9 protein-coding genes are annotated in these 11,719 nt (G+C 75.3%); 8 read left to right on the plus strand and 1 reads right to left on the minus strand.

Translation table 11 applies throughout. From position 1 onward, the window contains the following. Positions 1–6 precede the first annotated feature (6 nt). The 5 genes from QQS41_RS11285 (at position 7) to hypE (ending at position 6,414) form a co-directional block, all read left to right on the plus strand. Entirely contained in the window at positions 7–1,839 is a 1,833-nt protein-coding gene (locus QQS41_RS11285) for an ABC transporter ATP-binding protein (RefSeq protein ID WP_448852817.1), read from the plus strand. Further along, positions 1,836–3,683, plus strand: coding sequence for an ABC transporter ATP-binding protein (locus tag QQS41_RS11290; RefSeq protein ID WP_448852818.1), 1,848 nt, complete (start codon positions 1,836–1,838; stop codon positions 3,681–3,683). The genes QQS41_RS11285 and QQS41_RS11290 overlap by 4 nt, the downstream gene beginning before the upstream one ends. A 73-nt stretch (positions 3,684–3,756) precedes the next feature. Then, a complete protein-coding gene (locus QQS41_RS11295; RefSeq protein ID WP_448852819.1) occupies positions 3,757–4,026 on the plus strand; it encodes a HypC/HybG/HupF family hydrogenase formation chaperone in 270 nt (89 codons plus the stop codon). A gap of 10 nt (positions 4,027–4,036) precedes the next feature. Continuing rightward, positions 4,037–5,182 (plus strand): hydrogenase formation protein HypD, encoded by a 1,146-nt coding sequence (hypD, locus tag QQS41_RS11300; RefSeq protein WP_448852820.1) that lies wholly within the window; start codon positions 4,037–4,039, stop codon positions 5,180–5,182. A gap of 110 nt (positions 5,183–5,292) precedes the next feature. Continuing rightward, positions 5,293–6,414, plus strand: coding sequence for a hydrogenase expression/formation protein HypE (gene hypE / locus QQS41_RS11305; protein ID WP_448852821.1), 1,122 nt, complete (start codon positions 5,293–5,295; stop codon positions 6,412–6,414). A 13-nt stretch (positions 6,415–6,427) separates the two neighbouring features. Here hypE and QQS41_RS11310 read toward each other — a convergent pair whose 3' ends face one another. Continuing rightward, the gene (locus QQS41_RS11310; protein ID WP_448852822.1) at positions 6,428–8,824 is read right to left on the minus strand and encodes a carbamoyltransferase HypF; all 2,397 of its coding nucleotides are present in this window, start codon (positions 8,822–8,824) and stop codon (positions 6,428–6,430) included. 268 nt (positions 8,825–9,092) lie between these two features. Here QQS41_RS11310 and QQS41_RS11315 point away from each other — a divergent pair, with 268 nt between their 5' ends. Genes QQS41_RS11315 through QQS41_RS11325 form a run of 3 tightly spaced genes read left to right on the plus strand, consistent with a single transcriptional unit; the run spans position 9,093 to position 11,719 of the window. Beyond that, a complete protein-coding gene (locus QQS41_RS11315) occupies positions 9,093–9,506 on the plus strand; it encodes a hydrogenase maturation nickel metallochaperone HypA (protein WP_448852823.1) in 414 nt (137 codons plus the stop codon). Then, the gene (gene hypB / locus QQS41_RS11320) at positions 9,484–10,413 is read left to right on the plus strand and encodes a hydrogenase nickel incorporation protein HypB (protein WP_448852824.1); all 930 of its coding nucleotides are present in this window, start codon (positions 9,484–9,486) and stop codon (positions 10,411–10,413) included. The genes QQS41_RS11315 and hypB overlap by 23 nt, the downstream gene beginning before the upstream one ends. A 1-nt stretch (position 10,414) precedes the next feature. Continuing rightward, positions 10,415–11,719 carry a hydrogenase small subunit gene (locus QQS41_RS11325; protein ID WP_448852825.1) on the plus strand — a complete coding sequence of 435 codons (1,305 nt, stop codon included), beginning with the start codon at positions 10,415–10,417 and terminating at the stop codon, positions 11,717–11,719.

Here is an 11,719-nt window from a genome sequence, read left to right on the forward strand (position 1 = left end):
CCGCCCATGAGCGACGACGACGCAGCCCCCGCCGCGGGCCGCCCCGACTACCGCTCCGCGCCGAGGCTGCTGCTGCGCCACGGCCGCGGCGACCGCGTCCGGCTCATCGCCGCCGCGGTGCTCGGCGCGCTCGCCGGCGCGGTGGGGCTCGCCCCGGCGTGGGCGGTGTGGCGCGTGGTCGACGCGCTCGTCGCGGGCGAGCTGGACGCCGCGACGACGTGGTGGGCGGCGGGCATCGCGCTGGCGGGGGTCGTCGGCAAGCAGATCCTGTTCGGCGCGTCGACGGCGCTGGCGCACCTGGCGGCGTTCGACGTGATCGCGCGCATCCGCATGGCGCTGGGGCGGGCGTGGACGCGGGTGCGGGTCGGCGAGCTGCGGGCGGGGCATTCGTCGACGGCGCGGACGGTCGCCATCGACCACTGCGAGAAGATGGAGCTGTTCATCGCGCACGCGGTGCCGGAGATCACGGCATCGCTGACGGTGTGGCTGGCGGTCACGGCGTGGCTGTTCGCGGTGGACTGGCGGCTGGCGCTGGCGACGGTGGCGCTGACGCCGGTCGGCTTCGCGCTGATGATCCACGCGATGCGCGCCAACGGCCACCGGATGGGCGAGTGGATGGCGGCCAACGGGGCGATGGGCGCGGCGATCATCGACTTCCTCACGGCGATGCCGGTCATCCGCGTGTTCAACCGCGTGGGCCGCGACCACCGCCGCACCACCGACGCGGTGCGCGCGAACGCGGAGCTGCAGTCGGAGTGGGGCCGGGCGTTCGTGCCGCTGGGCTCGCCGTTTTCGACGCTGACCGCCTCCGGCATCGCCCTCATCGCCCCGCTGGCGGCGTGGCTGCTGGCGGCGGGCGACGTCGACGCGTCGACGGTGCTGCTGTTCCTCATCCTCGGGCCGACGTACTCGACGCCGCTGGTGGGCATCTACGGGCTGCTGACGCAGGTGCCGCTGCTGTCGGCGGGCGCGGTGCTCATCGAGGCGGAGCTCGCCCGCGACCCGCGCCATGGCGCGCCCGACGCGGGCGAGGGGGAGGCGCCGCGCGCGGGCGCGGGGTCCGCGGGGGATGCGGATGCGCGTGACGGCGCCCCGATCGCCGCCCCCCAGGTCGTCTTCGACGACGTGACGTTCACGTACCCGGGCGGGGCGGAGCCGGCGGTCGCGTCGGTGTCGTTCACCGCGCCGGCCGGCGGGGTGACGGCGCTGGTGGGCGCCAGCGGCTCCGGCAAGTCGACGCTGGCGGAGATCCTCCTCGGCTTCCACGAGCCGCAGTCGGGCCGTGTGCTCGTCGGCGGCCGCGACGTCGCGGGCATGGACGAGGGGGAGCGGATGGCCGGCGTCTCGGCCGTGTTCCAGAACCCGCACCTGCTGGCGGGCACGGTCCGGGCGAACGTCGCGCTGGGCCGGCCCGGCGCGACGGACGCGGAGCTGGACGACGCCCTGCGCGCCGCCGCGATGGCCTCCGACGTCGCCGCCCTGCCGGACGGGGCGGACACGCTGCTCGGCGAGTCCGGCTCGGGCCTGTCGGGCGGGCAGCGGCAGCGCACCGCCATCGCGCGGGCGCTGCTGGCGGACCGGCCCCTGCTGGTGCTGGACGAGGCGACGGCGGCGACCGACCCCGACAACGAGGCGCTCATCCAGGAGGGCCTCGGCCGCCTGGCCGCGGGCCGCACGACGCTGGTCATCGCGCACCGGCTGCACACGGTCCGGGACGCCGACCGCATCGTCGTCCTCTACGGCGGGCGCGTGGCGGAGCAGGGCGACCACGACTCGCTCGTGGCCGCAGGCGGCGCCTACGCCCGCATGTGGGACGCGCTGGCGGAGGTGACGCGATGAGGGCCCTGGTCTCCCTGTGGCGGTACAGCGGCGGCGCCGGCCGCGGGGCGCTGGCGGGTGCGGGCCTGCGCGTCGTCCAGTCCCTGCTGCTCGGCGTCGCGTTCGGCGCGGCCGTCGGCCTGGTCGCGGACCTGGTGCGGCACGACCCGGTGACGGCGGCCGACGCCCGCCGCGTCACCCTGCTGTGCGCCGTCTCCCTGGTCGCGCAGCTGGTCGTCGGCGCCCTGTCGGCGCGGCTGTCGTGGCTGGCCGCCTACCGGGCGGTCGGAGAGCTGCGGCTGAATGTGCTGGACCACCTGCGGGCGGTGCCGGTGTCGGCGCTGTCGGGCCGGTCGCGCGGCGACGTCGCGGCGCTGCTGACGGCGGACCTGCAGATGATCGAGAGCTTCCTGTCCGACGGGCTGCCGCGGCTGGGGCAGGCGCTGGGCCTGCCGCTCATCGTCATCGTCGCCATCGCGGTCAACGACCCGCTGCTGGGCCTGGCGTTCGCGGTGAGCATCGTCCTGGCGGTGCCGGTGATGTCGTGGTCGGGCGCGCGGATCACCGCGCTCGGCGACCGCCGGCAGGCGGCGCAGGCCGACGCGTCGGCGCGGATGATCGACCTGGTGGCGGGCATGCCGGCGCTGCGCGTGTTCTCGGACCGCGCGCGGACTCTGGGCTGGTACGGCGCGGCGGTGGAGAACTTCCGCTCCGTCAGCGTCGCGATGGTCCACCGCCTGCTGCTGCCGACGTCGGCGGCGGGCACCGTGCTGCTGCTCGGAGTGCCGCTGGTCATCGCCGTCGCCGGGCTGCACGCCGACCCGGTGCTGGCGGCGGTGGCGCTGGTGCTGGTGCTCAACGTCCACCAGCCGCTGATGGGCCTGCTGCAGACCAACGAGTCGTGGCGGATGGCGGAGGCGTCGCTGCGCCGCGTCGACGCCATCATGGACGTCGCGCCGCTGCCGGAGCCGGCTCCGGGCCGCGCGCGGACGCCGGGTGATCCGGTGCCCGCGCAGGTGCGTGACGACGCCCCGATCGGCGCCCACGCCGCCGCCGACGGCGACGCCGCCCCGGCCGGGGGGCGCGCCGGCGCCCCGGTGCGCGGCCACGCCGTCGAGCTCCGCGACGTCCGCTACGCCTACCCCGGCACCGACCGCGGCGTGCGCGGCGTGACGCTGACGGCCCTGCCCGGCCGGACGACGGCGATCGTGGGCCCGTCGGGCTCCGGCAAGACGACGTTGCTGAACCTCATCGCCCGCTTCGACGACCCGGACGCCGGCGCCGTCCTGGTCGGCGGCGTCGACCTGCGCGACATCCCGGCGGAGCACCGCGGCGACCACGTCACCGTCGTCTTCCAGGACATCCACCTGTTCCCCGGCACGGTCGCCGACAACATCGCCGTCGGCCGCCCCGGCGCGTCGCAGGAGGACATCGAGGCCGCGGCCCGCGCCGCCTGCGCCGACGGCTTCATCCGCGAGCTGCCGGACGGCTACGCCACGGTCCTCGGCGAGGACGGCGCGGGCCTGTCCGGCGGGCAGCGCCAGCGCCTGTCCATCGCCCGCGCCCTGCTGAAGGACGCCCCGGTGGTGCTGCTCGACGAGGCGACGGCGGCGCTCGACCCCGTCAACGAGGCCGAGGTGCAGAAGGGCCTGCGCGCCCTGCTGCGCGGCCGCACCGCCGTCGTCGTCGCCCACCGCCTGGGCACCATCATGGACGCCGACGAGATCGTGGTGCTCGACGACGGCGCCGTCGACGACCGCGGCACCCACGCCGAGCTGCTGGCCCGCGACGGCCTCTACGCCCGACTGTGGCGCACCTTCGAGCGGGCGTCGCGGTGGAGCATCGGCGGCGACGCCCGGAGCTGAGTCCCGCGCGCCGGGCGCCGATGCGGGCGGGGGTACGCTCGGGGGAGCACCCGGAACAGGAGGAGACCCGCCCATGTGCCTCGGCATCCCGGCCCGGATCGTCGACATCCCCGAACCCGACCGCGCGAAGGTCGCCATCAGCGGCGTCGAGCGCATGATCGCCACCGACCTCATGGCCGGGGAGCCCCTCGCCGTCGGCGACTGGGTCCTCGTCCACGTCGGCTTCGCGCTCAGCCGCATCGACGAGGAGGAGGCGGCGCTGACGCTGCAGCAGATCGCCCGCCTCGGCGACGGGGTGCTGGACGACGAGGTCGACTCCTTCCGCTCCTCGGACATCGGATAGGGGACCAGCCGTGAAATACGTCGACGAATTCCGCGACCCGGCCGCCGCCCGCGCCCTCCTCGCCCGCATCGAGGCCGACGCGGCGAAGCTCGACCGCCCCGTCTCCCTCATGGAGATCTGCGGCGGCCACACCCACACCATCTACCGCTACGGGCTGGAGAACCTCCTGCCCGAGGGCGTCGAATTGGTCCACGGGCCCGGCTGCCCCGTCTGCGTCATCCCCATGGGCCGCATCGACGACGCCCTGTGGCTCGCCCGCCAGGACGACGTCATCCTGGCGACGTTCGGCGACATGATGCGCGTCCCCGGCTCCGACGGCTCGCTGCTCGACGCCCGCGCCCGCGGTGCCGACGTCCGCTTCGTCTACTCGCCGCTCGACGCCCTGAAGCTGGCGAAGGACAACCCGGGCAAGCGCGTCGTCTACTTCGCCGTCGGCTTCGAGACCACCGCGCCGTCCACCGCCGTCACCCTCGAGGCCGCCCGCAAGGCGGACGCCCCGAACTTCAGCGTCTTCTCCAACCACGTCCTCATCGAGCCGCCGCTGCGCGCCATCGTCGACGAGGGCCGCACCAAGGTCGACGGGTTCATCGGCCCCGGCCACGTCGCCACCGTCATCGGCACCGACGCCTTCGGCTTCCTGCCCCGCGAATTCGGCATGCCCTGCGTCGTCGCCGGCTTCGAGCCGCTGGACATCCTCCAGTCCGTCGCCATGCTCCTGGAGCAGTTCACCTCCGGCGACGTCGCCGCCGGCCGGGCGCGCGTGGAGAACCAGTACGCCCGCGTCGTCCGCGAGGCCGGCAACACCGCCGCCCTGCGCCTCATGGACCGCGTGTTCACCATCCGCGACGCCTTCGAATGGCGCGGCCTCGGCTGGCTCGAGCGCTCCGGCATGGGCATCTCCGCCGAATACGCCAAGTGGGACGCCGAGCGGCTGTTCGACATCCCCGGCGACCGGGTCGAGGACCCCGTCGCCTGCGAATGCGGCTCCGTCCTCACCGGCCGCATCAAGCCGTGGCAGTGCAAGGTCTTCGGCACCGCCTGCACCCCGGACACGCCCATCGGCACGTGCATGGTCTCCCCGGAGGGCGCCTGCGCCGCGTACTACAACTTCGGGCGCATCGACCGCGCCGTCACCGCCTCGCTGGCGGCCGGCTGACCGGCTGCCCACGGCGGCGGCCGGTCCGGCGGGGCGCCGTCCGCGCCGGGCCGCCCGCGGCATCGCCGCCGAACACCACCGCCACCGCAACCCCGGGAGGAGCCAGCACCGTGGAACCGAAGAACCGCCTCAACCACGACGAGGCCCGCGTCAACGCCAACATCGGCCGGGTCCGCGCCCGAGGCCCCCGGCTGCGCGACGACCACGTGACGCTGTCCCACGGCGCCGGCGGCAAGGCGTCCGCCGCCCTCGTCGGCCACGTCTTCCTCGAGGAGTTCGGCGCCGTCGGCGACGAGCCCGCCAACCCGGCGCTGGCCGCGGTGTCGGACGCCGCCGTCGTCACGCAGGAGGGGCTGGCCGACGGCTGGCGCCTCGCGCTGTCCACCGACTCCTACGTCGTCAACCCCATCGAGTTCCCCGGCGGCGACATCGGCGAGCTCGCCGTCAACGGCACCGTCAACGACCTGGCGATGGCCGGCGCCGAGCCGCGCCACCTCACCGCCGCGTTCATCCTGGAGGAGGGCCTGGACGTCGGCGTGCTGCGCCGCATCGCCCGCTCCATGCGCCGCGCCGCCGACGCCGCGGGCGTCACCCTGGCCGCCGGGGACACGAAGGTCGTGCCGCGCGGTGCCGCCGACGGGCTGTACATCACGACCGCGGGCGTCGGCGCGGTGCCGCCGGGCCGCGACGTCGGCGACCACCGCGTCGCCGAGGGCGACCGGGTCATCCTCTCCGGGCCCATCGCCGACCACGGCATGGCCGTCATGATGGCCCGCGGCGACCTGGCCATCGACGCGCCCATCGCCAGCGACACCCGCGCCGTCAACGCCGACGTCCGCGCCCTGTTCGACGCCGGCGCCGACGTGCGCTGGCTGCGCGACGCCACCCGCGGTGGCCTCGCCACCGTGATGAACGAGCTGGCCCACGGCACCGGCCTCGGCGTCGCGCTGGAGGAGGAGGCCGTGCCGGTGCGCGACATGACCCGCGCCTGCTGCGACATGCTGGGCATCGACCCGCTCTACGTCGCCAACGAGGGCACCTTCACCGCCGTCGTCGCGCCGGACGACGCCGACGCCGCCGTCGCCGCCCTGCGCGCCGCGGGCGCCCCGGAGGCCCGCGTCATCGGCCGCGTCGTCGCCGAGCCCGCCGCCTCCGTCGTGCTGGTCACGGGCTTCGGCGGCACCCGCATGGTCGACATGCTGGTCGGCGACCCGCTGCCGCGCATCTGCTGACGCCGGACCGCCGCTACTCCGCCAGCCGCGCCGCCAGCGCCTGCCCCAGACAGAGCCCGCCGTCGCCGGCCGGGACGATGCGGTGCAGCAGCAGCGGCAGCCCGGCGGTGCGCCCGTCGGCGGCCAGCCGCTGCGTCAGCCGCCGCTCCAGCAGGACGTTGAGGGCGCAGCCGCCGGTGAATCCGAGCACCTCGGCGCCGGTCGCCTCGGCGGCCTCCGCCATCGCCCCGGCGAACAGCCGCGCGACCCCGTCGTGGAACGCCGCCGCCCGGGCGCCGGGGGAGAAGGCCCCGTCGGCCAGCATCCGCACCAGGCCCCGCGGCGTGCCCGGCGTCTCCGGCAGGGCGTCGCCGGCCCGCAGCGCCATGGCGGCGAGGTGCTCCAGCTCCATCGCCGCCTGCCCCTCGTAGGTCACCGGCTCGAAGCGGCGGGCGGGCGGCCGCAGCAGCGCCGACGCCGCGTCGAAGAGCCGGCCCAGCGACGTCGTCCGCGCGACCCCCGCGCCCGACTCCAGCTGGGAGGCCAGCAGGCGGGCCTCGGCGGCGGGCCCGATCGGGGCGTCGTCACGCGACGGGGCCGGGGGACGCAGCAGAGCGGCGACCTCGGGCACCTCCCAGCCGTGCGCGAGGCCCGCCGCCAGCCGCCAGGGGCGGCGGACGCTGCGGTCGCCGCCGGCCAGCGGGAACTCCGGCAGGTGCCACGCGCGCGACCAGTCCATGGGGTCGGCGCCGAGCGCCAGCACCTCGCCGCCCCAGATGGCGCCGTCGGCGCCGTAGCCCGTGCCGTCGGCCGCCGCGACGACGGCGGGCCGGCCGACCGCGCCGTGCTCCGCCAGCAGCGACAGCGCGTGGGAGTGATGGTGCTGCACGCCCAGCAGCGGCAGCCCCCGATCGGCGGCGAAGCGCTGCGCCCACGCGGTCGCCGCGTAGCCCGGGTGCAGGTCGTGGACGATGAGCTCCGGCTCCAGCCCGCGGAAGCGCATCAGCCGCTCCGCGGTCTCCGCGAAACGGCGCTGCACCTCCCACGAGCCCATGTCGCCGACGTGCGGGGAGACGTGCGCGGCGTCGCCGTCCAGCAGCGCGAACGTGTTCTTCAGCTCGCCGCCGACGGCCAGCGCCACCCGGTCCGGGCGCGGCGACGGGGCGCGCAGGATGACCGGCAGCGGCGCGTGCCCGCGGGAGCGGCGGATGGGTCGGAGCCCGCGCTGCACCGAATCCTCCACCGGCACGTGGATGCCGCGGTCGTGCAGCAGCAGCGCGTCGGCCAGGTGCGCGAGGTGCCGGCGGGCGTCGTCGTCGCGGTGGCACAGCGGCTCGCCGGGCGGGTTGCCGGAGGTCGCGACCATCGGCCGGTCCACCAGCAGCACGTGCAGCGGGGAGTAGGCGACCATGACGCCGACGTCGCCGAGGCCCGGCGCCACCTCCGGCGCGAGCCCGGAGCCGGGCCGCTCCGGCGCGATGACGATGGGCGCGGCCGGGGACTCCAGCTCGGCGGCCTCGGCGTCGTCGAGCTCCACGACGCGGCGGGCGGCCGCGGCGTCCGGCACCATCACCGCGAACGGCTTGTGCGGCCGGTTCTTCCTGGCGCGGAGCTTTGCGACGGCCTCCGCGTCCCCCGCGTCGCACATCAGGTGGAACCCGCCGATGCCCTTCACCGCCAGGATGCCGCCGGCGTCGAGGACGGCGCGGGCCGCGGCGAGCACGGGCTCGAAGTCGCGGGAGGGGCGGGAGACGGGGTCGCCGGAGTCGCCGGCGGCCCCGTCACGGGGCGCGTCGTCACGCCCCGCGCCCGTCCGCTCCAGCCACAGGCGCGGCCCGCAGTCCGGGCAGCTCACCGGCTGCGCGTGGTGGCGCCGGTCGGCGGGGTCGTCGTACTCGGCGCGGCAGGCCGGGCACATCCTGAAGTCCCGCATCGTGGTGCGCGGCCGGTCGTACGGCAGGTCCTCGATGATGGACAGCCGCGGCCCGCAGTCCACGCACGTGATGAAGGGGTAGCGGTGGCGGCGGTCGGCGGGGTCGGCCATCTCCGCGCGGCAGGCGGGGCAGATGGCGACGTCCGGCGGGACGATCGCGGTTGCGCGTGACGACGACTCCCTCGCCGGCGCCGAGGCCACGATCGCGAACCCCGCCGCGTCCGGGCGCGGCGGCAGCTCCTCCGACGCGACGTCGAGGACGCGGGCCAGCCGCGGCAGCCCGCCCAGCAGCTCGGAGACGAAGGCGTCGAGGGCCTCCGGGGCGGCCTGGGCGTCGACGACGACGCCGTCGCCGTCGTTCAGCACCGACCCCGCGATGCCGTGGGCGAGGGCGACGCGGTGGACGTGCGGGCGGAAGCCGACGCCCTGGACGACGCCGCGCAGCCGCAGCCGCCGGCGGGCGGTGCGGTCCGGGGCGGGGGCGTCGTCGCGGGGCACGGGACCATCGTAGGCCCGGCGGGTCCGCGGGCGGCGGGTCGCCGGGCTGCCCCGGATGGGGGTGGCCGGGGGTGGCGGAAGTGTGACCAAATACCACACGAAGATGTTGCGTAAATGCCGATTTGATGTCCGGTGCGCGGCGGCGGGGCGGGGTCCGCGCGGGTCATCGCGCGGGGCCGCGCCGGGCCTTCGCGGGGCGGTCGCGGGGCGTCGCGATGCCCGCTCGGTCGTCCGTTCGGGCGGGATTTCCGGGCGTACCATGGGGATCGTGCATGAGGTAGCCTTGAGCCAGCAGTTGGCTCGACTCGTCTCCAGGGCCGCCGAAGGCAGGAAAGTCCTGGTCGTGAGGCTGGAAATAGGTGCACTGCGCCAGGTGGTGCCCGAATCGCTGGCCTACGCCTGGACCTTCGTGACGAAGGGCACCAACCTGGGGGATTCGGAGCTGGACGTCCAGTGGCGTCCCGCGGTCCTCCGGTGCGGCAACGGCCACGAGAGCCGGGCGGGCGACGGCCTCACTTTCATCTGCCCCCGATGCGGGGGTGCCATGGACGTCCTCTCCGGCGACCAGTTCCGGGTGATCGACATCGACGTGGACGTCGATGCCGGCGCCCCGCCGGCAGGGCGCGACATGGCGGACGCGCGAGCAAGGAGGGACGGGCATGGGCCGCTTCCACCGGCATGACGACGGCGACGGGCACCACCATCACCACCACGGCCACGATCACCACCACGATCACGGCCACGACCACGGGGACCATCACCACGGCCACCCGCACGACCACGACCACGGCCATGCGCACGACCACGTGCACCTCGACGGCGTCGACGCCGAGGGAAGCCGCCACGGCGACCACTCCGCCTACGGCACCGGCCGCGAGCGCGTCGCCATCCTCGAGGACATCTTCACGGAGAACGACCGCTGCGCCGCGGACAACCGCGCCGCGTTCGAGGCCCACGGCGTCACGTGCGTCAACGTCATGAGCTCGCCCGGCGCGGGCAAGACGGCCCTGCTGCGGCGCATCCTGGACGCCGCGCAGGGCCGCGTTCGCGTCGGCGTGGTGGAGGGCGACATCGAGACGTCGCTCGACGCCGACCGGCTGGAGGGCTTCGGAGCCCAGATCGCCCTGCTCAACACGGGCGACGGCTTCGGCGGCGAATGTCACCTCGACGCCCCGATGGTCGCCCGCGCCATGCGCGGCCTGGACCTGGCCGAGCTGGACCTGGTGCTCATCGAGAACGTGGGCAACCTCGTGTGCCCCGCCGAGTTCGAGGTCGGCGAGCACCGGAAGATCATGGTCCACTCCGTGACGGAGGGCGAGGACAAGCCGCTGAAGTACCCGGTGATGTTCCGCTCCGTCGACGTCGTCGTGGTCAACAAGGTGGACCTGCTGCCGTACCTGGACGTCGACATGGACCTGTTCCGCGCGAACCTGCGGAAGGTGAACCCGACGGCGACCATCGTGGAGACGTCGGCGACGACGGGGGAGGGCGTCGGCGAGCTCGTCGAGCTGTTCCTGCCCGCCGCCGGGGATCCCGGCGGTGACGCCGCCGGAGATGCGGCCGGCGCGGCCGCGGAGGAGGCGAACTGACGTGGAATTCGAGGGACAGTGGAGGCCCGGCACCCTCGCCGACAACCTCGCCGCCCGCGGCGTGAAGCGCCGCGACTTCATGAAATTCTGCAGTGGCCTGGCGGCCATCTTCGCCGCCGGCACCCCGATGTTCTCCGGCGTCGCCGGGGCGGAGGAGCTGCACCCCGGCGCCCAGGAGGTCGCCGACGCGCTGGGCAAAGTGGAGAAGCCCAACGTCGTGTGGCTGCAGCTGCAGGAGTGCACCGGCTGCATGGAGTCGACGATCCGCTCCGGCGGCACGACGGTGGAGGACATGGTCCTCGACCTGCTGTCGATGCCGTACAACGACCTGCTCATGGCGCCCTCCGGCCACGCGGCCGAGAAGGCGCTGCATGACGCGAACCAGGAGCCGCACATCCTCGTCGTCAACGGCTCCATCCCGATGGGCGAAGCCGGCGCGTACTGCACCATCGGCGGAAAGTCCGCGGAGCAGGTGCTGCGCGAGGCGGCGGAGAACGCCACCGCCGTCCTCGCCGTCGGCGCCTGCGCCGTCTACGGCTCCGTGCAGGCGGCCCGCCCGAACCCGACGGGCGCCGTCGGCGTCGAGGAGATCCTGAAGGACACCCCGGTCATCAACGTCTCCGGCTGCCCGCCCATCGGCGAGGTCATCACGGCGACCATCACCTACGTCCTCACCCACGGCCACGCCCCGGAGGTCGACGCGGAGGGCCGCCCGCTGTTCGCCTACGACCAGCGCATCCACGACACGTGCCCGCGCCGCGCGCACTTCGACGCCGGCCAGTTCGTCCGCGTATTCGACGACGAGGGCGCCCGCAACGGCTGGTGCCTGTACGAGGTCGGCTGCAAGGGCCCGTCGACGTTCAGCCCCTGCCCGATCATCCAGTGGAACCTGAAGTCCGGCTGGCCCATCGGCGCCGGCCACCCGTGCATCGGCTGCACCGAGCGCGACTTCTTCGACAAGTTCACCCCGTTCTACGACACCCTGCCGGATCTCACGGGCATCGGCGTCGAGGCGTCGGCCGCGAAGGTCGGCCTCGCCGCGGTCGGCGTCGCCGCCGCCGGCGTCGGCGTCCACGCCGGCATCACCACCATCCGCCAGATCGCCATGCACCGCGGCGGCCGGGAGGAGAAGGTGCTGGCCACCTTCGGCCCGGGCGACGACGACCCCCGCGTGACGGGCCGCAGCGGCGTGCCCGGCGCGGAGCTCGGCGACTCGGACGCCGCGGGCAACGGCCCCGCCTCCGGGGGCACCACCGACAGCCGCTCCGCCGGGGGCCCCGGCGACGCCGGCGAGGGAAGGAAGTAG

It is taken from the genome of Corynebacterium sp. 335C (genome assembly GCF_053525695.1).